We start from the raw sequence: 21,154 nt of genomic DNA on the forward strand, positions 1-21,154 counted from the left end.
CCCTTGTGGGAAAGGCGAAGTGAGGGAGTCGATGGCGGAACTGTCCACCGCGGACGGTGACATGGCGGGTGAGCGCGGCACGGCCGGCGCGGGCGACACCGCGGCGGCCGGGCACACGGCGAAAGCCGGTGACACGGTGGCGGACGCGGCAGCGACCGCGGACACGGGTGACACCGTGATCGCCACCCGCGCCCTCACCAAGCGCTACCGCGGCGGACAGCTCGCCGTCGACGGCCTCGACCTGGCCGTCCCGGCGGGCAGCGTCTTCGGCTTCCTCGGGCCGAACGGCTCCGGCAAGACGACCACCATCAGAATGCTGATGGGCCTGATCGAGCCGACGTCCGGCACGGCGCGCGTGCTGGGGCAGCCCATGCCGCGCGCCACCGGCGCCGTGCTGCCGCACGTCGGCGCGCTCATCGAGGGACCGGCTCTCTACGGCTTCCTCTCCGGCCGCGACAACCTCCTGCGATACGACTCGGCCGACCCGACCGCCGACCCGCGCACCCGGCGTACACGCGTCGCGGCCGCGCTGGACCGCGTCGGGCTGACGGCAGCCGCGGGCAAGAAGGCGAAGGCGTACTCCCTGGGGATGAAGCAGCGGCTCGGGCTCGCCGCGGCGCTGCTGCAGCCCCGCCGGCTGCTCGTGCTGGACGAGCCGACCAACGGGCTCGACCCGCAGGGGATGCGGGAAATCCGTTCCCTGGTGAGGGAGTTGGCGTCGGACGGCACCACCGTCTTCCTGTCCTCGCATCTGCTGGACGAGATCGAGCAGGTGTGTACGCACGTGGCGGTGATGGCCCAGGGACGGCTGATCACCCAGGGGCCGGTGGCCGACCTCGCGGCGGGCGCGCGCGGCCGGCTCGTCGTGACGACACCGGATCCGGGCGACGCGGCCCGGGTGCTGAAGGAACAGGGCGTGAGTGATGTCGTGGTCGCCGAGGACCGTGTGACCGCCGAGCCACTGGAGCGCGATCTCGCCGAGGTGAACGCGGCGCTGGTGACGGCGGGCGTCCGCGTCCGGGGCTTCGGGGTGGAACGGGCCTCGCTGGAGGACGCGTTCGTGGCGCTCACGGGGGAGGGATTCGATGTCGCGGGCTGAGCTCACCGAGCCGTCGGCCCGGGCCGCTAAGACAGCGGCCGGGGAACGGACGCCGACCCCGCTGTGGCCCCTCGGCCTGCTGCGCAACGAGCTGGGGACCACACTCCGGCGGTGGCGGACGATCGCGCTGCTCGGCGTGCTGGCCGCGGTGCCGGTTCTGGTCGGGATCGCGGTCAAGATCGAGACGAGCGACGGCTCGTCGGCCGGAGGCGGCGGAGGCGAGGGGCCCGCCTTCATCGCGCAGATCACCAACAACGGACTGTTCCTGGTCTTCACCGCACTCGCCGCCACACTGCCGTTCTTCCTGCCGATGGCGGTCGGCGTCGTCGCGGGCGACGCGATTGCGGGCGAGGCCAACGCGGGGACACTGCGCTATCTGCTGGTCGCCCCGGCCGGCCGCACCCGCCTGCTGATCACCAAGTACGCGACCACGCTGGCCTTCTGCGTCATCGCGACCCTCGTGGTGGCGAGCTCGGCGCTCATCGTGGGCGCGCTCCTGTTCCCACTGGGCGAGCTGACGACGATCTCCGGCACGCGGATCAGTTTCGGCGAGGGGCTCGGGCGGGCGCTGCTGATCGCGCTGGCCGTTGCCGCGTCACTGATCGGGATCGCGGCCCTCGGCCTGTTCGTCTCCACCCTGACGAACAGCGGGATCGCGGCGATGGCGACGACCGTCGGCCTGCTCATCACAGTGCAGATCCTCGACCAGATCCCCCAGCTGCACGCGATACAGCCGTACTTCTTCTCGCACTACTGGCTGTCCTTCGCCGACCTCATGCGCGACCCGGTCTACTGGGACGACCTGATACGCAACCTGCAGCTCCAGGGGCTGTACGCGGCGGTGTTCGGCGCGGCCGCGTGGGCGCGGTTCACGGCGAAGGACATCACCGCGTAGAGCGGCGCCATCCTTGGTTCCGTAGGCGGCGGAGGCTTCAGCCGTCGTACGGGAAGCGGGCGAGCGGGGGCTCCTGCGCGAAGAACGTCTTGGCGCGGGTCAGGGCGGCGGAGTCGGTCAGGACGTCCCCGGGCTTGCTGCCGTTGCCGAGGAGGACTCCGCCGAATCGCATCCCCAGGTACGCGGCCGAGTGGTTGAGCGTGCCGATCAGCGGGTCGGCGACCTCTTCCTCCTCGTGCGCGAGGGCCGTGACGCCCCACAGCATGCGCCCGGCCATCGTCTTCTTGAAGTCGAGGCCCGGGGTGCGCAGCCAGCCCGACCAGTGGTCCAGGTAGCGCTTGGTGTGCGCGGACACGGAGTACCAGTACAGCGGGGAGGCGATGACGAGGTCCGTCGCCGCGAGCGTCGCGTCGAGCAGCAGGGCCGTGTTGTCGCCGGACGGCCGGACATGGTCGCTGTCGTGGCGCAGGTCCTCGAAATCGGGCACCGGGTGCTCGGTGAGACTCAGCCATTGCTGTGTGACGCCGGCCGGCAGCTGTTCCGCGGCCTTGCGGGCCAGCAGCTCGGTGTTGCCGCTGTCGCGGGCGCTGCCCAGGATGAAGAGGAAGTGGCGGGTCATGAGCGGCTCCGTCATGGAAGGCGTACGACGACTGCATGCGTACGCAGTATATGCACACGCATGCAGTCGTCGGCTACCCCGGAGAACGGGCCGCGGCGGGCCGGAGCCGCCCTGAGTGGGCTGAACCCGCTGGAGCCGTCCGGAGCGGATCCGGCTACCGGGATTCATTCGCAGTGCACCGGGGTTCACCCCGGTGGTGAAGCGAGTCTCGTAGCTGTGACGCGGAGTGTCGCTGTGTCGTTCCGGCGGAGCCGGACTGTGCCGCGGTGGGGGTGAGGGTTCGCTCTTGCGTTCCCGGTGACGGTGCTTGTTCGACCGGCCTAGTGTGATCGGCATGCAGCTCCGGTATTCGTTTCGTGTGTACCCGGATGCCGGTCAGTGCACCGCGTTGGCGAGGGCGTTCGGGTGCGCCCGTGTCGTGTTCAACGACGCGGTACGGGCCCGTGAGGACGCCCGCAGGGCGGCAGGCCCTTCCCGAAGGCCGGTGAGCTGTCCGCCCGTCTGATCGCCGAGGTGAAACAGACGATCGAGCGGTCCTGGCTCGGCGAGGTCTCCGCCGTCGTCCTGCAGCAGTCCCTGCGGGATGCCGAGACCGCGTACCGCAATTTCTTCGCCTCCATCAAGGGCACACGCAAGGGCCCGAAAACCGGCCCGCCCCGGTTCAAGTCCGGTAAGGATGCCCGGCAGTCGATCCGGTTCACCGCGAATGCCCGCTGGAAGATCACCGACAGTGGCCGTCTGAATCTGCCGAAGATCGGGGCGGTGAAGGTGAAGTGGTCCCGCAGCCTGCCCACGCAGCCGTCGTCCGTCACCGTGATCAAGGACTCCGCCGGGCGGTACTTCGCCTCGTTCGTCATCGACACCGACCCTGCCCACGACGCTGAGCGGATGCCTGCCACCGACCACACCATCGGCACCGACCCTGCCCACGACGCTGAGCGGATGCCTGCCACCGACCACACCATCGGCACCGACCTCGGCCTCACCCACTTCGCGGTCCTGTCCGACGGCACGGAGATCGATTCCCCGCGGTTACTGCGCCGCGCGGAGAAGAAACTGAAGAAGGCCCAGCGGGAACTGGCCCACAAGCAGAAAGGTTCGAAGAACCGGGAGAAAGCCCGTGTCAAGGTCGCCCGCGCCCACGTCAAGGTCACCGATGCCCGCCGTGAGTTCCATCACCAGCTCTCCACTCGGCTGATCTCCGAGAACCAAGGGATCGCCGTGGAGGACCTGTCGGTGGCGGGACTGGCGCGCACCAGGCTGGCCAAGTCCGTGCACGACGCGGGATGGTCTTCGTTCGTGAGCATGCTGGAGTACAAGGCGCAACGGTATGGCCGGACCCTGGTCAAGATCGGCCGGTTCACACCGACGAGTCAGGTCTGCTCGACCTGCGGGGTCAAGGACGGGCCCAAGCTCCTGCACGTGCGGGAGTGGACCTGTACCGCCTGCGGCACCGTTCACGACCGGGACCACAACGCCGCACTCAACGTCAGACAGGCCGCCGGACTGGCGGTATCGGCCTGCGGAGCGCCGGTAAGACCAGGAGCAATCCCGGCACAGCGCGAAGAAACAGGAAGCCACGGATTCTCCACCGGAAACCGTGCCGCGTAGCGGCACGGCAACCGGTAGAGAAGGCCAGAATCCTCGCCCTTCAGGGCGAGGAGCATGTCAATCCGAGAGCTCCCACACCGCGTACGCCAGTGCGTCGCTGTTCCGGTTCAGGGCGGTGTCGTTGATGTTCGACGTCGTGTCGCACGAGGAGTGGTAGCAGCGGTCGAACGACTGGCCCGCCGTGCCGCCCCACTTGGCGGCCTGGGCCGCGGACTTGGTGCTGCTGGCGCCGGTGAAGACGCCGCCGACGGGGATGCCCGCGCTCTTGAAGGGGGCGTGGTCCGAGCGGCCGTCGCCCTCGGTCTCGATCTCGGTGGCGACGCCTATACCCGCGTAGAAGTCCTTGAGGGTCTTCTCGATGGCCGGGTCGTCGTCGTAGACGAAGTAGCCGGGGTTCGGCGATCCGATCATGTCGAAGTTGAGATAGCCGCTGATCTTGGCGCGGTTGGCGGTGGTCAGGCCGTTGACGTAGTTGCGCGAGCCGACCATGCCCAGCTCCTCGGCTCCCCACCAGGCGAACCGCAGATGCTTTGTGGGCTGGTACTGGGTGCGGGACACGGTGAGCGCGGCTTCCAGCAGGGCCGCCGAGCCCGAGCCGTTGTCGTTGATGCCGGCCCCCGAGGTGACGCTGTCGAGGTGGGATCCCGCCATGACGACCTGGTTGGCGTCGCCGCCGGGCCAGTCGGCGATCAGGTTGTAGCCGACGCGGCTGGAGGCGGTGAACTGCTGGATGGTCGTGGTGAATCCGGCCGCGTCCAGCTTGGCCTTCACGTAGTCGAGGGACGCCTTGTAGCCGGCGCGTCCATGGGCGCGGTTGCCGCCGTTGGCGGTGGCGATGGACTGCAGTTGAGTGAGATGGGCCTTGACGTTGGCGACGGGTATGTCCGGTGCGGCGGCCGCGCGCGCGGGCGCGGCGTCGGCTATCGCGCTCGTGGTGAGGAGTGCGGCGACGGCTATGACCGCGGCACCCGTGACACGTCCGGGAACAGAGAGCTTCATGTGGGGGGCTCCGAATTCCATACGGGAATGGGTGCCTGATGGTGAAGCTGAGGCTGACGTTCCGTCAAGAGCGCAATCCGGTCAGAGCTGTTCGGATAACGGACCCCTGGAGTTCCCCTGGTCGCGGCCGCGCGTGAGACACCGGGTGCGCCGTGTTCGGGCGGCTGTTCCCTGCTTCCTGTTCCTTCTTGCCGCGGACGGCTTGGCGGGCGCAGCCCAGGTGGCCGTGGGCGGGCGTCCGTCCCGGGCTGACATCCCTGGTGGCCGCGTACGGACGGACACCCCGGTCGCCGCGGGGGTCCCCGCGTGTCAGTGCACGCAGAACTCGTTCCCCTCCGGGTCCGTCATCACCACCCACTCGCCGCCCTGCTCCTTCACCTCCCGGAGCACCTCCGCCCCCAGCCCGGTCAGCCGCGCGACCTCCGCCGTCCGCTGCCCGTCCGCGGCGTGTACGTCGATATGCACCCGGTTCTTCACCGTCTTCGGCTCCGGCACGCGCTGGAAGAGCAGCCGTCGTCCGAGTCCGGTCCCGCTGTCCTTGTCGTACGGATCGTCGGGGTGGCGTACGGCCGCGGCGTCGCGCCAGGCCCGGCGGCCGTGGGACTCGACGGTGACCTCGGGCGGTACGGCGCCGAAGCCGAGCAGACGCTCGACCAGGACGCTGTGGTCCTCGACCAGGTAGCCGAGGGTGGCGGCCCAGAAGTCGGCCTGGGCGTGCGGATCGGCGGCGTCGATGACGAGCTTCCAGTGCAGGGGCGCCGGTGCCGACGAGGGTGTCTGGGGCTGGGGCTGGGTCTCTGTCATGGTAACCAGTTATAGTGGTTACGTGAGTGAGCGTGCAACGAAATCGCCCGGGATGACTCTCGTGTCGTACGGGGGGAAGTCGTTCCGCTTCGACCCCGGGGCGCTGTGCATGGAGCTCGTGACGACGGGCGGGCCGGGGGAGTTCGCGCGGTTCGAGGTGCTGCACGAGCCAGCGGATCTGGTGCGCTGGGTGGAGCGCAGCCGTTTGCCCGGCGGGCTTCAAGTGACGGTCACCGAGGGGGAGTTGGCGCGAACGCGAGCCTTGCGGGACGCGGTCTTCCTGCTGGCCGCGGACCGGGCTCATGGGCGGCCTCTCCAGGCCCGGCATCTCGACGTCGTCAACGCCGCCGCGGCCGGGGCGCCGCTTGCCGCTCGGGTCGAGGCGGACGGGTCGCGTGGGTGGGCGCCGGGGGCCACCGGGGCGCGATTGCTGGCCACCGTCGCGCGTGACGCGGTGGAGTTGTTCACCGGGCCGTACGCGGAGCGGATTCGTGAGTGCGGGTCCCACAACTGTGCGCTGCTCTTCGTCGACACCTCGCGGCCCGGGCGGCGGCGGTGGTGTGCGATGGAACACTGCGGCAACCGAGAGAAGGCCCGATCGCATCGGGCCCGCGTGGCGGAGGGGGATGGCTGAGGCTTTCCTTCGCCCCCGCCGCCCCTACCCAGTCCCGTCACTTGCTCAGGTGCTCCGCCCCCGAACCCCCGCCAAAAGACTGCGCAGTTCCCCGCGCCCCTCAGGTCTTTAGGGGCGCGGGGAACTGCGCGACCAGCCACAACGAACCCGCACCCGAAAAGACACCCCACGGGGTCTGGGGCGGAGCCCCAGGGGACGGGAATGGGTAGGGGCGGCGGGGGCGAAAACCGCCCGCCCCCTCAACCAGCAGCCCCCACCCGCTCGTCATAGGCCTCCCGGGCCGCCGCGATCTCCCCCTGGTGAGCCTCCGTCCACCCCACCAGCGACCGGATGGTCGAGTGGAGCGTCCCGCCGAGGGGAGTGAGCTCGTACTCCACCCGAGGCGGCACCACAGGATGCACAGTCCGCTTCACGAGCCCGTCCCGCTCCAACTGCCGCAGCGTCACCGTCAGCATCCGCTGACTCACCCCGTCGATCTCCCGCCGCAACTCGGTGAACCGCAACCGCCGGTTGTCGAGGAGGGCGATCACGAGGAGCGACCACTTGTCGGCCACCCGGTCGAGGATCTGCCGCACCTGGCAGTCCTCCCGGGTGTCCCACTGGAAGGGATCGGTGTCCTCACCGTCCATGGTTACCGCGCACTTACTCGGTGACTCCAAAGTGCCTTCTTCCATGTCCGCCGATGCTGCCGCAGGCTGGCACCGGTTACAAGAGGGAACCGACCCTCATTCGGGTAACCGCCCCTTCGCCGACCCAAGGAGTCGTGATGGGCACCCGTGCCTGGGCCCTGCTGCTCGTCCTCTGCGGAACGATCTTCCTGGAGGGCATCGACGTCGCCATGCTGGCGGTCGCGATCCCCTCCATCAGATCCGACCTCGACCTGCCGACCGACACCGCGGCCTGGGTGATGAGCGCGTACGTACTCGGCTACGCCGGCTTCACCCTGCTCGGCGGCCGCGCGGCCGACCTGCTGGGCCGTCGCCGGATGTTCCTCACCTGGCTGACGGTCTTCCTCGCCTTCTCGGGCCTGGGCGGCTTCGCCACGGAGGGCTGGACGCTGATCGTCGCCCGCTTCGTCACCGGCGTCTCGGCCGCGTTCATGACACCGGCCGCGCTGTCCCTCATCACGACGTCGTACGAGGAGGGCGAGCAGCGCAACAAGGCCTTGCTGGTCTTCGCGGGCACGGCGGCCGGCGGCTTCTCCCTCGGCCTGGTCATCGGCGGCCTGCTCACCCAACTGGGCTGGCGCTGGGTCTTCTTCGCCCCGGTCCTGCTCGCGGGCGCCCTGCTCGTGGCGGCGGTACGCCTGATCCCGGCCATGCCGCTCACCGAGGAACCCGGGAACGCGGAACCCGGGAACGCGGAACCCGGAAACGCGGAACCCGGGAACGAGAAGAGCCCCGGGCGCCCCCGGCGGCGTACCGAAGGCTTCGACCTCCTCGGCGCGACCACCGCCGCGGCCGCCATGCTGCTCGCCGCGTACGCCGTCATCCGTCTCGAACACGGCCTGGACGGCTGGCAGTTGACCGCGGGCGCGGCCGTCGCGGCCACCACCCTGCTCGTCGTCTTCGTCGCCGTCGAACGCCGCACCCCCACCCCGCTCGTGCGCCTCGGCATCCTCCGCACCGGCTCCGTCGTACGGGCCGACCTCGGCGCGCTCCTCTTCGTGGGCGCCTTCTTCGGCTTCCAGTTCGTCCTGACGCTCTACCTCCAGGAACTGCGCGGCTGGTCCTCCCTGCAGACGGCGATCGCCCTGGTGGTGCTGGGCTGCGACGCGATCCTCGCCCCCACACTCACCCCGCGCCTGGTCACCCGCTTCGGCCACGCCAAGGTGATCCTCGGCGGCTTCGTCCTGGCGGTCGTCGCGTACGGGCTCTTCCTTCCCGTGGGCATGGACTGGTCGTACGCGGCGATGTTCCCGACCCTGATCATCGCGGGCACCGCCTTCGCGCTGGCCTACGGGCCGCTCACGATCGCGGCGACGGACGGTGTGGCGGAGTCCGAACAGGGCCTGGCGAGCGGTCTGTTGCACACGGCCACCCAGTTCGGCTCGGCGATCGGCATCTCGGCGGTGACGGCGGTGTACGGTCTGGCCTCCTCCGGCGCCTCCGCGGGCTCCGACCCGGACGCCACCCTCTCCGCCTTCCGCGCGGCCCTGATCGTCCCGGTGGCGATGGTGACACTGGGCGCGCTGCTGTCGTCCTTCGGCCTCAGAAGCCGTACGAAGCCGCCGTCGGCCGGAGCCCCTGCCGTACCCGCCGCACCCACCACGGCCGCGACCACCGCCACCGCTGCCGACATCGCAGCCACGGCCACCGCCGCCGTTCCCGACGCGTCCGCCAACCCCGCCCGGCAGGCTTCGAGTTGACAAGCGCGCCACACCGGATTCGCCATACTGTTCGCATGACCGCAGACGCCTCCGCTCCGTCCGCCCCCGCTCCCGTCCACCCGCAGCGCACCCGCGTCGTCATCGTGGGGGCGGGGCCCGCGGGACTCACCCTCGCCAACATCCTCCGGGCCGCCTCCGTCGACTGCGTGGTGCTGGAGAACGAGAGCAGGGCGTTCATCGAACAGCGGCCGCGCGCGGGCTTCCTGGAGGAGTGGGCGGTCCGCGCGCTGGAGGGGCGGGGCCTGGCGGACCGGCTCCTGGAGAACACCGTGGCGCACACCGAGTGCGAGTTCCGGTTCGCCGGAGAGCGCCACAGGTTCCCGTACGCCGATGTGTCGGGCCACCGCCACTACGTGTACCCGCAGCCGCTGCTGGTGACGGACCTGGTGCGGGAGTACGCGGACGTCCGGGGCGGCGACATCCGGTTCGGCGTCCGCGACGTCGAGCCGGCCGGGATCGACACGGACCGGCCCTCGGTGGCGTACACGGATCCGGAGACGGGCGAACGGGTGCGCCTGGACTGCGAGTTCATCGCGGGCTGCGACGGAGCGCGCGGGGTGACCCGGGACCGTATGCCCGCGGAGCACGTCACCGTCGCCCGGCACGACTTCGGTGTCGGCTGGCTGGCGCTGCTGGCCGAGGCGCCGCCGTCGTCCGACTGTGTCGTCTTCGGCATCCATCCGCGCGGGTTCGCCGGTCACATGGCCCGCAGCCCGCAGGTCACCCGCTACTACCTGGAGTGCCCGCCCGACGACGACCCGGAGAACTGGTCGCACGAGCGCGTATGGGCCGAGCTCCACGCACGCCTCGGGGCGGAGGGGGCCCGGCCGCTCAACGAGGGCAAGCTGATCGAGAAGCGGGTCCTGGCCATGCACAACTACGTGGTGGAGCCGATGGCGCATGGGCGGCTGTATCTGGCCGGCGACGCGGCCCACCTCCTCGCACCGATCGGCGCGAAGGGCATGAACCTCGCGATCCACGACTCCCTGCTGCTCGGCGACGCGCTCGTCGCGTACTACGGCAAGGGGGACGACAGCGGGCTGCGCGGCTACTCGGCGGCCTGTCTTCGGCGGGTGTGGCAGTACCAGGAGTTCTCGCAGTGGCTCTCCGACGTGTACCACGGCGCCTCGTCCGGCGATCCGTTCAAGGCGGGCACCTCGATGGCCAGGCTGCGGCGGATCCTCGGCTCACCCGCCGCGGCGACCGGCTTCGCGGAACTGTTCCTCGGCAAGGACACGGATTACTGACGCTGATGACTACTGACGCCGTCGACCACTGACGCCGTCACCGACTACGTGTTCGTGCTGGTGGTGGTGCCGCTGGTGGTGGTCGGGTTCGCGGCCGCCGCCTCCCGTGCAGCTTCCGCGGCGGCGGTCGCCGCCGTCGCCGCCTCGCGCAGCACCGTCCGCGACTTCCGCGCAGTCCGCAGCGCATCCCACGTGAGCAGCGACAACGCGGCCCACACCAGCGCGAACCCGGCCCACCGCTCGGCGGGCATCGCCTCGTGGAAGTACAGGATGCCGAGCAGGAACTGCAGCACGGGTGCCAGGTACTGCAGCAGTCCCAGCGTCGACAGCGGTACCCGGATCGCCGCCGCCCCGAAGCACACGAGCGGCACCGCGGTCACCACACCGGTCGCGGCCAGCAGCGCCGCGTGCCCGGCGCCCTCGCCGCCGAAGGTCGCGTCGCCCCGGGACGACAGCCACAGCAGATAGCCGAGCGCGGGCAGGAACTGGATCGCGGTCTCCGCGGCCAGCGATTCGAGACCGCCGAGGTTGACCTTCTTCTTCACCAGCCCGTACGTCGCGAAGGAGAAGGCGAGGCAGAGGGAGATCCACGGCGGTTGGCCGTACCCGATGGTCAGTACGAGCACCGCGGCGAAGCCGATGCCGACCGCCGCCCACTGCGCGGGCCGCAGCCGCTCCTTCAGGAGCAGGACGCCCATCGCGATGGTGACGAGCGGGTTGATGAAGTAGCCGAGGGACGCCTCCACCACGTGGCCGGCGTTCACGGCCCAGATGTAGACGCCCCAGTTGACCGTGATGGTGGCCGCCGCGACGGTGATCAGGCCCAGTCTGCGCGGCTGCCGCAGCAGTGGACCGGCCCAGGCCCAGCGCCGCATCACCACGAGCGCGATCACCACGATGCCGAGGGACCACACCATGCGGTGGGCGAGGATCTCCGCCGCTCCCGCGGGTTCGAGGAGCGGCCAGAACAGGGGCACGAGCCCCCACATGCCGTACGCCGCGAAGCCGTTCAGCAGACCGATCCGCTGTTCGCCCTTGGAATCCAGACCTATGTGCTGTTCGCCCTTGGACTCCACCGGCACGGCCCCTCCCTCTCACCACGCTGCGGACGCGCGGCGTCCGAACCACGCGCAACCTCCAAGAAGGTAGCGCCGAGCACCCCCGCCTGTCATGCCCGTATCGCCATACGGTCATGACAGGCGGGGGTGCTTCCCGCGGGTCGCAAACGGGGAGTGCTTCCGGTGGGTCGGAGGTCAGCCCTTCAGTGCCGCCGCGATCGACTCCGCGATCGGCGTGGTCGGCCGGCCGGTCAGCCGGGACAGGTCACCGGTGGCGACGACCAGCTCGCCCTTCTCGATCGACGCGTCGACGCCGGCCAGGATCGCGGCAAAGGGCTCGGGGAGCCCGGCGCCGGTCAGGATGCCCTTGTACGCCTCGACGGGGACGGAGTTGTAGGCGATCTCCTTGCCGGACGCCTTGGCCACCTCGGCCGCGTACTCGGCGAAGCCCCACGCGGTGTCACCGCCCAGCTCGTACGCCTTGTTCTCGTGGCCCTCACCGGTCAGCACGGCTACGGCGGCGGCCGCGTAGTCCGCGCGGGAGGCCGAGGAAACCTTGCCCTCACCGGCGGCCTGGACGACGGCGTTGTACTCCAGGACCGGGGCCAGATTCTCGGTGTAGTTCTCGTTGTACCAGCCGTTGCGGAGGAAGGCATACGTCACACCGGACTCCAGGATCGCCGCCTCGGTGCCGCGGTGGTCGTCGGCCAGTGCGGCGGTCAGGCTGCTGGGGGCGCTGGTGTACGCGAGGAGCGCGACGTCGGCGGCCTTGGCGGCGTCGAGGACGACCTTGTGCTGGGCGACGCGGCCCTTGTCGAACTCGTTGCCCGAGATGAGCAGCACCTTGTCGCCGGCGGAGAAGAGGCCATCGAAGGTCTCGGGGGCGTTGTAGTCGGCGATCGCGAGCTTCACGCCACGGGCCGCGAAGCCCGCAGCCTTCTCCTCGCTGCGGACGACAGCCGTGATCTGGTCGGCCGGGACCTTCTCCAGCAGTCCCTCGATGACGAAACGGCCGAGGTGTCCGGTGGCTCCGGTGACGACGATGCTCATGGTGGAAACAACTCCTTGTGGGCTGGGTATGCCACTAACCATAGGAGCGGCACTAACTCTGCGAAAGTACCCACTTTGAAGTAAGGTACTGGCATGGCCGTAAGTGATTCAGCAGTGAGTGCTTCCACAGCGACCGGCGGTGCCGTGGCAACCGGCGGTTCCCGCGGTGCCGCGGCAGCGGGCAGTTCCTCGCTGACCGCCAAGTGGAGCGTCGAGGGCGAGGCGATGTGCCCGTACCGCCTCGTCCTGGAGCACGTCACCAGCCGCTGGGGCGTCCTCGTCCTGATCGTCCTGCTGGAGCGCCCGTACCGCTTCAGCGAGCTGCGCCGCGCGATCGGCAGGGTCAGCGAGAAGATGCTCACCCAGACCCTGCAGACCCTGGAGCGCGACGGTCTCGTGAACCGGGACGCCAAGCCGGTCATCCCGCCGCGCGTCGACTACTCGCTCACGGACCTGGGCCGCGAGGCCGCCGACCAGGTGAAGACGCTCGCGAGCTGGACCGAGCAGCGGATGGACGCCGTACTGGAGGCGCGCCAGGCATACGACGAGCTGAGGGCCCGCCAGGCAAACGGTGAGGCCCGGGCCTGAAGAGCCCGGGCCTCACCGAATCCGTACGACGGCGTCAGCCTCCACCGCGTCCGTACGGCCGTGTCAGCCGACGACCGTCCAGGTGTCCCCGCCCGCGAGCAGCGCCGACAGGTCGCCCTTGCCGTTCTGCTCGATGGCCGCGTCGAGCTGGTCGGCCATCTGTGTGTCGTAGACCGGGCGGTCGACGGCCCTCAGGACGCCGATCGGCGTGTGGTGCAGCGTGTCCGGGTCGGCGAGCCGGGACAGCGCGAACGCCGTGGTGGGGGAGGCGGAGTGCGCGTCGTGGACCAGGATCTGCGGCTCGTTCTCCGGAGTGACGGTGACGACCTTCAGGTCGCCGGTCACGGCGTCGCGCACGACGCCCTTGGAGCCGAGGCCGCTGTCGAGCGGGGCACCGAAGCGGATCTGCCGCCCGTGCTCCAGGCGGATCACCGCCTCCTCGGCCTGCTGCCTGTCCTTGAGGACCTCGAAGGCGCCGTCGTTGAAGATGTTGCAGTTCTGATAGATCTCGACGAGGGCGGTGCCCGGGTGGGCCGCGGCCTGCCGCAGGACCTCGGTGAGGTGCTTGCGGTCGGAGTCCACGGTCCGCGCCACGAACGACGCCTCCGCGCCGATCGCCAGCGACACCGGGTTGAAGGGCGCGTCCAGAGAGCCCATCGGCGTGGACTTGGTGATCTTGCCGACCTCTGAAGTGGGGCTGTACTGGCCCTTGGTGAGTCCGTAGATCCGGTTGTTGAAGAGCAGGATCTTGAGGTTCACGTTCCGGCGCAGGGCGTGGATGAGGTGGTTGCCGCCGATGGACAGCGCGTCGCCGTCACCGGTCACCACCCACACGCTCAGGTCCCGGCGGGAGGAGGCGAGCCCGGTCGCGATGGCGGGGGCGCGGCCGTGGATGGAGTGCATCCCGTACGTGTTCATGTAGTACGGGAAACGGGACGAGCAGCCGATGCCCGAGACGAAGACGATGTTCTCCTTGGCGAGACCCAGTTCGGGCATGAAGCCCTGCACCGCCGCGAGGATCGCGTAGTCACCGCAGCCGGGGCACCAGCGCACTTCCTGGTCGGACTTGAAGTCCTTCATGGACTGCCTGGCCTCGGCCTTGGGCACCAGAGTGAGCGCCTCGATCGTGCCCGGGCCTTCCGTGGTCGTCTCAGCCATCGATGGCCTCCTTGAGAGCCGTGGCAAGCTGTTCGGCCTTGAACGGCATTCCGTTGACCTGGTTGTAGGAGTGGGCGTCCACCAGGTATTTCGCCCTGACCAGGGTGGCGAGCTGCCCGAGGTTCATCTCGGGGACCACCACCTTGTCGTACGCCTTCAGCACGGTGCCGAGATTCGCGGGGAAGGGGTTGAGGTGCCGCATGTGCGCCTGCGCGATCGCCTCCCCGGCCGCCCGCAGCCGTCGTACCGCCGCGGTGATGGGTCCATAGGTGGAGCCCCAGCCCAGGACGAGGGTGGTGGCCCCGTGCGGGTCGTCGACCTCGACATCCGGTACGTCGATGCCGTCGATCTTCGCCTGACGGGTACGCACCATGAAGTCGTGGTTGGCCGGGTCGTAGGAGATGTTGCCCGTGCCGTCCTGCTTCTCGATGCCGCCGATCCGGTGTTCCAGACCCGGCGTACCCGGGATCGCCCACGGCCGGGCGAGGGTCCCCGGGTCGCGCTTGTAGGGCCAGAAGACCTCGGTGCCGTCGTCCAGCGTGTGGTTGGGGCCCTGGGCGAACTGCACGCGCAGGTCGGGCAGTTCGTCGGTCTCCGGGATCCGCCACGGTTCGCTTCCGTTGGCCAGGTAGCCGTCGGACAGCAGCAGGACCGGGGTGCGGTAGGTGAGGGCGATGCGGGCGGCCTCGATGGCCGCGTCGAAGCAGTCGGCGGGGGTCTGCGGGGCCACGATCGGCACCGGTGCCTCGCCGTTGCGGCCGAACATGGCCTGGAGCAGGTCGGCCTGTTCGGTCTTGGTGGGCAGGCCGGTGGAGGGGCCGCCGCGCTGGATGTCGATGACCAGCAGCGGCAGTTCGAGGGAGACGGCGAGCCCGATCGTCTCGCTCTTGAGGGCGACACCGGGGCCGGAGGTGGTGGTGACGGCGAGGGATCCGCCGAAGGCCGCTCCGAGTGCGGCGCCGATGCCGGCGATCTCGTCCTCGGCCTGGAAGGTCCGTACGCCGAAGTTCTTGTGCTTGCTGAGTTCGTGCAGGATGTCCGAGGCCGGGGTGATCGGATACGAGCCCAGGTAGAGGGGCAGGTCCGCCTGGGCCGAGGCGGCGATGAGGCCGTAGGACAGGGCCAGGTTCCCGGAGATGTTGCGGTAGGTGCCGGTCGGGAACGCCGCGGTGGCCGGCGCGATCTCGTAGGAGACCGCGAAGTCCTCGGTGGTCTCGCCGAAGTTCCAGCCCGCGCGGAACGCGGCGATGTTGGCCGCCGCGATGTCCGGCTTCTTGGCGAACTTGGTGGTGAGGAACTTCTCGGTGCCCTCGGTCGGCCGGTGGTACATCCAGCTCAGCAGGCCCAGCGCGAACATGTTCTTGCTGCGCTCGGCCTCCTTGCGGGTGAGGTCGAACTCCTTGAGCGCCTCGACGGTGAGCGTGGTGAGGGGGACGGGGTGGACGCTGTAGCCGTCCAGCGAACCGTCCTCCAGGGGGCTCGTGGCGTAGCCGACCTTCTGCATCGCCCGTTTGGTGAACTCGTCCGTGTTGACGATGATCTCCGCGCCGCGCGGCACGTCGGCGATGTTGGCCTTCAGGGCGGCCGGGTTCATCGCCACCAGGACGTTGGGCGCGTCGCCGGGGGTGAGGATGTCGTGGTCGGCGAAATGCAGCTGGAAAGACGAAACGCCCGGCAGGGTGCCTGCGGGCGCGCGGATCTCGGCGGGGAAGTTCGGCAGTGTCGAAAGGTCGTTCCCGAACGATGCAGTCTCGGAGGTGAAGCGGTCTCCGGTGAGCTGCATACCGTCACCGGAGTCCCCCGCGAACCGGATGATCACCCGGTCCAGCCGGCGTACGTCCTTTGTGCCCGCCGGTTTGCGCTGTTCTCCTACGACGGTTCCGTCGGCATGCTCGGCTGGACTGCTGACCTGACTGGTCACTGAAGTGAACCTCCTTCGAGGCGGCTGTCCGGGATCGGCCCTCCCGCAGGCCATCCCGGGTCCAACCCTACGTCGCTAAGGGTCGCCTTCCCCTGACCGTTCGTACGGTGGACCCCTTTTTGAGACCGCTGGACACCCTGATTTGCCACGATTTATCCGCCCCCCGGCGTTACCTGTGAAGACGCTTGGTGCTCATCCTTTGGTTCTCGTGCTCATGCCTGGCTCTCGTGCTTGCGATGCGGTGATTTCTGACACAGTGTCAGGTCGTCAGGAGTTCAGGTAGGTGAGGACCGCGAGAACGCGCCGGTGATCCCCGTCACTCTGGGACAGGCCCAGTTTCATGAAGATGTTGCTCACGTGCTTCTCGACCGCGCCGTCGCTGACCACGAGCTGTCGTGCGATCGCGGAGTTCGTCCGCCCCTCGGCCATGAGTCCTAGGACCTCCCGCTCGCGTGGCGTCAGCCCCGCGAGGACGTCCTGCTTGCGGCTGCGCCCGAGCAGCTGCGCGACGACCTCGGGATCCAGCGCGGTGCCGCCGCGGGCCACGCGGACGACCGCGTCCACGAATTCCCTCACCTCGGCTACCCGGTCCTTCAGCAGATAGCCGACCCCGTGACTGGAACCGGCGAGCAGTTCGGTGGCGTACTGCTCCTCCACATACTGAGACAGCACGAGTACCCCGAGTCCCGGGTGCTGCTTGCGCAGCTGCACGGCCGCCTTCACGCCCTCGTCCGTGTGCGTCGGCGGCATCCGTACGTCCGCGACCACGACGTCCGGCAGCGCGTCCTGCGCCGCGAACTCCGTGATCGTCTTGATCAACGCCTCCCCGTCGCCGACTCCGGCGATCACATCGTGCCCACGGTCGGTCAGCAACCGGGTCAGGCCCTCCCTGAGCAGCACTGAATCCTCGGCGATGACCACGCGCACCCTGTCCTCCACGATTGCTCGGCCCCCCACGCTCGTACGTCAACCCCCAGCATTCCAGCATTTGGGACCGACTGAGGGTGGGTGAGGGAATCGTTGTCGGTCCGCTCCCATAAGGGGCGCGGGGAACGGCGCGATCAGCCCAGGACGGCGCGCGCCGGACGTACGGACCTAGAGGGAAGAGGAGGGAACGGGGGCCTGGGGCGCCGCCCCCAGTTTCGGGAAGGGGTGGGTCCGGAAGGGGTGGGTCCGGGGAAAGGAAACCCCCACACCCACCGCCGACAAGAAGGGAGAGGCTCAGCCCCGCCAGGGCAGCTCGGCCGTGATGCGAGTCGGTCCGGCGACAGGGGAGTCCACCACGAGGATCCCGTCGACCGCGTCGAGCCTCTCCGCCAGCCCCGCAAGCCCCGAGCCGGCGGCGACATCCGCACCGCCCACACCGTTGTCGACCACCTGGATCATGAGCCGGTTCTCGATCCGCCAGACATCGACCGAGGCCCGGGTGGCCCCCGAGTGCTTGCTGATGTTCTGCAGCAGCTCCGAGACGGTGAAGTACGCGATCCCCTCGATAGCCGGCGCCGGCCGGGCCGGCAGATCGACCTCGACCTGCACGGGAACCGTGCACCGGGACGCCACCGAGGACAGCGCGGCGTCCAGACCGCGGTCGGTGAGGACCGCGGGATGGATCCCGCGCGCCAGGTCCCGCAGCTCCTGAAGCGCGGTCTTCACCTCACCGTGGGCCTCGCCCACCATCCGCGCCGCCGCCTGCGGATCCTCCGTGAGCTTCTCCTTCGCGAGCCCCAGATCCATGGCGAGGGCCACCAGCCGGGCCTGCGCCCCGTCGTGCAGGTCGCGCTCGATGCGCCGCAGGTCGGCCGCCGCCGTGTCGATCACGACGCCCCGGTCCGACTCCAGCTCGACGACCCGCGTGGCCAGCTTCGACGGCCCGAGCAGCCCGTGCACCAGCAGCCGGTCCACCTGCGTCAGCGCCCGCACGATCCACGGCGTGGCCATCGTGAGCAGCAGGCCCACGAGCGCGGTCACCGTGATCTCGAAGGGGTTGTCCAAGTAGATGCTGTGCCCCTGGTCCCCGTACAGCTGGAGCCCGTCCTGCCCGCCGTAGACCGGGAACAGCCAGAACCACAGCGGGTACGTCAGCATCGCCCAGCCGTACGTCCAGAAGCTGATGGCCACCGAGAAGGCGAACACGGCCCAGGGGAAGTGCAGCACCGAGTACAGCAGGTGCCGCCAGGACGCGCCGCTCTTCAGCATCGCGCCGATCCACGCCATCGCGCCCTGCTTCGACATCCGCAACGGCTCCGGCGCCGCGACGTCGAGCCCCAGCAGCGCGCGCGCCCGGGTCCGCTCCAGCGCGCCGAGACCGCGGCAGCCCGCGAGGGCGGCGGCGAGCACCGGGATGCCCAGGAACGTGACCAGCAGGCCCGCGCCGAGCGACACCATCGTCACGGCGAAGGTGAACATGATGATGCTGATCGGCAGGCTCAGCATCAGATACCCGAACTCACGCCAGCTGCGCGCCTCGATCGGCGCCCGCAGCGCGGCCGGGAGCAGGTGCCGCCGCTCCTCGGCGCCCTCCCCGCGGAAGCCGGGTCCGCCGTCCCACCCGTACCCCTGTCCGTACTCCGTGGCCATGGCCGCCGTCCGTTTCTACTCGTCCGCTGTTGTAACTCCACAGTGCTCGGTCCCGGGCAGCCGGGACATGGAGCGAGTCGGCGTCTTGGGGCGGGGGTTTTCCCTACCTTCTGGGGCCGGAGTTGGTGCGGGTGCGGGTGCCGGTGCCGGTCCGGGGTTGGGGTCGGGGTTCGGGCTGGGGCCGGGGGTGCGGCTGGGCAGCGCGCCGGGCCCACGACGGTGGCCGGCATGAATACGGGCGGGCACGTGCGTGCGGGCGGGTGTGTGCAGGCCGGGCCCGTGTGTGCAGGCAGGTGTGCGCGGACCGGCCCGTGTGCGCAGGCAGGTGTGCGCAGGCCGGGTACGTGTGTGCAGGCAGGTGTGCGCAGGCCGGGTACGTGTGTGCAGGCAGGTGTGTGCAGGCCGGGCCCGGAGGACGCCAGGTCCGCATCCACGCCTGTCCCGCCTGTCCAGCCCATTCCACGTGCTCAGCCCACTCCACCCGCTCCGCCCCACTTCACCGGTTCCGCCTACTCGGTCGGTTCCCGGTCCCGCCACGGGAGTTCGGCCGTGATCGTCGTCGGTCCCCCGACCGGTGAGTCGATGACGAACAGACCGTCCACCGCGCCGAGCCGGTCCGCGAGTCCCGCCATTCCCGTGCCGCCGTCGAGGGCGGCCCCGCCGCGGCCGTCGTCCCAGACCTGTATGAGGAGGCGGTCGTCGGAGCGCCACACGTCGACGGACGCGGACCGCGCCCCGCTGTGCTTGCTGACGTTCTGAAGGAGCTCGGAGACGGTGAAGTACGCGATGCCCTCGATGGCCGCGGCCGGCCGCGTCGGCAGATCGGCGGTCACCTTCACCGGCACTGTGCAGCGCGAGGCGACCGAGGACAGCGCGGCGTCCAGACCGCGGTCGGTGAGGACCGCGGGATGGATGCCGCGGGCCAGATCCCGCAGCTCCTGCAAGGCCAGCTTCACCTCGCCGTGCGCCTCGTCGACCATGGCGGCGACGGTCTCGTCGGCCCGGCCCTCCAGCAGCTTCTCCTTCGCCAGGCCGAGGCCCATCGCGAGGTTCACCAGCCGGGCCTGCGCCCCGTCGTGCAGATCGCGCTCGATACGCCGCAGGTCGGCCGCGGCCGTGTCGACGACCACTCCCCGGTCGGACTCCAGCTCGGCGATCCGCCGCTCCAGCTCGTCCGAGGGCGAGAGCAGCCCGCGCACCATCGCCCGGTCCGCGTTGGCCAGTCCCCGTGCGATGTACGGAAGCACCGGCCACAGCACGAACAACGAGACCAGAGTGACGGTGAAGGTGACCACGCCCCACGGCAGCCGCATGAACTCGTACAGCACCGTGCGCCAGCCGACCGGATCCTTCAGCGACATCCACAGCTGTGCGAAGAACCCGCCCCGCCCGCGCAACGGCAGCGGGCTCGGCTCGTCCACCCGCACCCCGAGCAGCCCCCTGGCCCGGCCCCGCTCCAGCTTGCCCAGCTGGCGGGCGCCCATCAGCCCGGCCGCGAGCAGCGGAAACCCGATCACCGTCAGGGTCAGGAAGGCACCCGTGAGCAGCACGGTCACCACATACGTGAACCCGACGAGCGACACCGGCAGGTTGGCCAGGAGATGCGCGATCTCCTTCCAGGTGTGCCGGTCGTACGCGAAGCGCGCGGGTGGCGGCCGGTCGGAGGCGCCGTCCGGAGTGTCGGCGGCCAGGATGCGTTCGGTCATAGGCGCCAGCCTGCCGGGCCGCAGCCCGCTGCGCCATGAGGCGGACCGCCCGGACTCCCTGGGGTAAACCCCACCATCCTCTGGCCGGAGACCGGCTGGAAGGTGCCAGCAAGACGGCCGGAAGACGGCCGGAAGGTGCCCGGAAGACGGCTGGAAGGCAGCCCGAGCGCGGCCCGGGACAGCCGTCGCATCATGCCTACCCGTGACGGGCTGCTTACCGTCTCTTTATCAGGCCCTAGACTCCGGTGCGTACAGATCGTCGAACGCGGCGCATCGCACGGCGCACGCGTAGTCGGCGCGTGGTCAGTACGGGGTCGTACGAGGTCAGACGAGGTCAGGGAGCGAGGGGCGGACGTGCCGGAACCGACCATGGTCGTGGCGACCGGGACCGCTGGGGCCGCCGAGACAGCCGGGACCGTCCTCGCGGCGGACTATTTCGAGTCCTATTCGGTCGTCGGACTGCTCGCCGCGGTCGGCGTGCTGTTCGTCGCCGTCGCCTTCGGAGCGGGCCGTCTGCTGCGGCCCGTCGTCCCGACACCCGAGAAGCTCATGACGTACGAATGCGGCGTCGACCCCGTCGGCGAGGGCTGGGCCCACACCCAGGTCCGCTACTACGTCTACGCCTTCCTCTACGTGATCTTCGCCGTCGACTCGATCTTCCTCTTCCCCTGGGCGACGGTCTTCGCCGCTCCGGGCTACGGCGCGGCGACGCTCGTGGAGATGTTCATCTTCCTCGGCTTCCTGGCCGTGGGCCTGCTGTACGCATACAAGAAGGGCGTCCTCACATGGACGTGACCCC

18 protein-coding genes and 1 pseudogene are annotated in these 21,154 nt (G+C 69.9%); 8 read left to right on the top strand and 11 right to left on the bottom strand.

Features of this window, described 5'->3' with window-relative positions:
- The first annotated feature begins 31 nt into the window (after positions 1 to 31).
- Positions 32 to 1,099, top strand: coding sequence for an ABC transporter ATP-binding protein (locus QF035_RS30705; RefSeq protein ID WP_307523735.1), 1,068 nt, complete (start codon positions 32 to 34; stop codon positions 1,097 to 1,099).
- Positions 1,086 to 1,994 (top strand): ABC transporter permease, encoded by a 909-nt coding sequence (locus tag QF035_RS30710; RefSeq protein WP_307523736.1) that lies wholly within the window; start codon positions 1,086 to 1,088, stop codon positions 1,992 to 1,994. The genes QF035_RS30705 and QF035_RS30710 overlap by 14 nt, the downstream gene beginning before the upstream one ends.
- Before the next feature lie 37 nt (positions 1,995 to 2,031).
- Here QF035_RS30710 and QF035_RS30715 read toward each other — a convergent pair whose 3' ends face one another.
- Positions 2,032 to 2,613: a flavodoxin family protein gene (locus tag QF035_RS30715; protein WP_307523737.1), complete on the bottom strand. Its 582-nt coding sequence runs from the start codon at positions 2,611 to 2,613 to the stop codon at positions 2,032 to 2,034.
- Positions 2,614 to 2,947: 334 nt separating this feature from the next.
- Here QF035_RS30715 and QF035_RS30720 point away from each other — a divergent pair.
- Positions 2,948 to 4,224 (top strand): annotated as a pseudogene (locus tag QF035_RS30720) (RNA-guided endonuclease InsQ/TnpB family protein).
- A 57-nt stretch (positions 4,225 to 4,281) separates the two neighbouring features.
- Here the strand turns inward: QF035_RS30720 and QF035_RS30725 are convergent.
- Both QF035_RS30725 and QF035_RS30730 read right to left on the bottom strand, forming a co-directional pair.
- Positions 4,282 to 5,223: a M28 family metallopeptidase gene (locus QF035_RS30725; RefSeq protein ID WP_307523738.1), complete on the bottom strand. Its 942-nt coding sequence runs from the start codon at positions 5,221 to 5,223 to the stop codon at positions 4,282 to 4,284.
- A 309-nt stretch (positions 5,224 to 5,532) separates the two neighbouring features.
- The gene (locus tag QF035_RS30730) at positions 5,533 to 6,027 is read right to left on the bottom strand and encodes a VOC family protein (RefSeq protein ID WP_307523739.1); all 495 of its coding nucleotides are present in this window, start codon (positions 6,025 to 6,027) and stop codon (positions 5,533 to 5,535) included.
- Between the two features lie 52 nt (positions 6,028 to 6,079).
- Here QF035_RS30730 and QF035_RS30735 point away from each other — a divergent pair, with 52 nt between their 5' ends.
- Positions 6,080 to 6,661: a CGNR zinc finger domain-containing protein gene (locus QF035_RS30735; protein WP_307531553.1), complete on the top strand. Its 582-nt coding sequence runs from the start codon at positions 6,080 to 6,082 to the stop codon at positions 6,659 to 6,661.
- Positions 6,662 to 6,900: 239 nt separating this feature from the next.
- Here the strand turns inward: QF035_RS30735 and QF035_RS30740 are convergent, their stop codons facing one another.
- Entirely contained in the window at positions 6,901 to 7,335 is a 435-nt protein-coding gene (locus QF035_RS30740) for a winged helix-turn-helix transcriptional regulator (protein ID WP_307523740.1), read from the bottom strand.
- 92 nt (positions 7,336 to 7,427) lie between these two features.
- Here QF035_RS30740 and QF035_RS30745 point away from each other — a divergent pair, with 92 nt between their 5' ends.
- Positions 7,428 to 9,029 (top strand): MFS transporter, encoded by a 1,602-nt coding sequence (locus QF035_RS30745; protein WP_307523741.1) that lies wholly within the window; start codon positions 7,428 to 7,430, stop codon positions 9,027 to 9,029.
- Positions 9,030 to 9,064: 35 nt separating this feature from the next.
- Positions 9,065 to 10,297, top strand: coding sequence for a 4-hydroxybenzoate 3-monooxygenase (locus QF035_RS30750; protein ID WP_307523742.1), 1,233 nt, complete (start codon positions 9,065 to 9,067; stop codon positions 10,295 to 10,297).
- A 44-nt stretch (positions 10,298 to 10,341) separates the two neighbouring features.
- Here QF035_RS30750 and rarD read toward each other — a convergent pair whose 3' ends face one another.
- Both rarD and QF035_RS30760 read right to left on the bottom strand, forming a co-directional pair.
- The gene (rarD, locus tag QF035_RS30755) at positions 10,342 to 11,349 is read right to left on the bottom strand and encodes an EamA family transporter RarD (protein ID WP_307531555.1); all 1,008 of its coding nucleotides are present in this window, start codon (positions 11,347 to 11,349) and stop codon (positions 10,342 to 10,344) included.
- Positions 11,350 to 11,550: 201 nt separating this feature from the next.
- Positions 11,551 to 12,405, bottom strand: coding sequence for an SDR family oxidoreductase (locus tag QF035_RS30760; protein WP_307523743.1), 855 nt, complete (start codon positions 12,403 to 12,405; stop codon positions 11,551 to 11,553).
- A 225-nt stretch (positions 12,406 to 12,630) separates the two neighbouring features.
- On the opposite strand from QF035_RS30760, the gene QF035_RS30765 reads away from it, so the two are divergent.
- Positions 12,631 to 12,993 (top strand): winged helix-turn-helix transcriptional regulator, encoded by a 363-nt coding sequence (locus tag QF035_RS30765; RefSeq protein ID WP_307531557.1) that lies wholly within the window; start codon positions 12,631 to 12,633, stop codon positions 12,991 to 12,993.
- 63 nt (positions 12,994 to 13,056) lie between these two features.
- Here the strand turns inward: QF035_RS30765 and QF035_RS30770 are convergent, their stop codons facing one another.
- The 5 genes from QF035_RS30770 to QF035_RS30790 all read right to left on the bottom strand — a co-directional run bounded on the left by QF035_RS30770 (position 13,057) and on the right by QF035_RS30790 (position 20,355).
- Positions 13,057 to 14,151 (bottom strand): 2-oxoacid:ferredoxin oxidoreductase subunit beta, encoded by a 1,095-nt coding sequence (locus tag QF035_RS30770; protein WP_307523744.1) that lies wholly within the window; start codon positions 14,149 to 14,151, stop codon positions 13,057 to 13,059.
- Positions 14,144 to 16,072: a 2-oxoacid:acceptor oxidoreductase subunit alpha gene (locus QF035_RS30775; RefSeq protein ID WP_307523745.1), complete on the bottom strand. Its 1,929-nt coding sequence runs from the start codon at positions 16,070 to 16,072 to the stop codon at positions 14,144 to 14,146. The genes QF035_RS30770 and QF035_RS30775 overlap by 8 nt, the downstream gene beginning before the upstream one ends.
- Positions 16,073 to 16,339: 267 nt before the next feature.
- Positions 16,340 to 16,999, bottom strand: a complete 660-nt coding sequence (locus tag QF035_RS30780; RefSeq protein WP_281198604.1) for a response regulator transcription factor — start codon at positions 16,997 to 16,999, stop codon at positions 16,340 to 16,342.
- Between the two features lie 294 nt (positions 17,000 to 17,293).
- Positions 17,294 to 18,649 carry a sensor histidine kinase gene (locus QF035_RS30785; protein ID WP_307523746.1) on the bottom strand — a complete coding sequence of 452 codons (1,356 nt, stop codon included), beginning with the start codon at positions 18,647 to 18,649 and terminating at the stop codon, positions 17,294 to 17,296.
- 509 nt (positions 18,650 to 19,158) lie between these two features.
- A complete protein-coding gene (locus QF035_RS30790) occupies positions 19,159 to 20,355 on the bottom strand; it encodes a sensor histidine kinase (protein WP_307523747.1) in 1,197 nt (398 codons plus the stop codon).
- Between the two features lie 354 nt (positions 20,356 to 20,709).
- On the opposite strand from QF035_RS30790, the gene QF035_RS30795 reads away from it, so the two are divergent.
- Positions 20,710 to 21,150, top strand: coding sequence for an NADH-quinone oxidoreductase subunit A (locus QF035_RS30795; RefSeq protein WP_373466752.1), 441 nt, complete (start codon positions 20,710 to 20,712; stop codon positions 21,148 to 21,150).
- Positions 21,151 to 21,154 lie beyond the last annotated feature (4 nt).

It is taken from the genome of Streptomyces umbrinus, assembly GCF_030817415.1.
Classification (GTDB): Bacteria; Actinomycetota; Actinomycetes; order Streptomycetales; family Streptomycetaceae; genus Streptomyces; species Streptomyces umbrinus_A.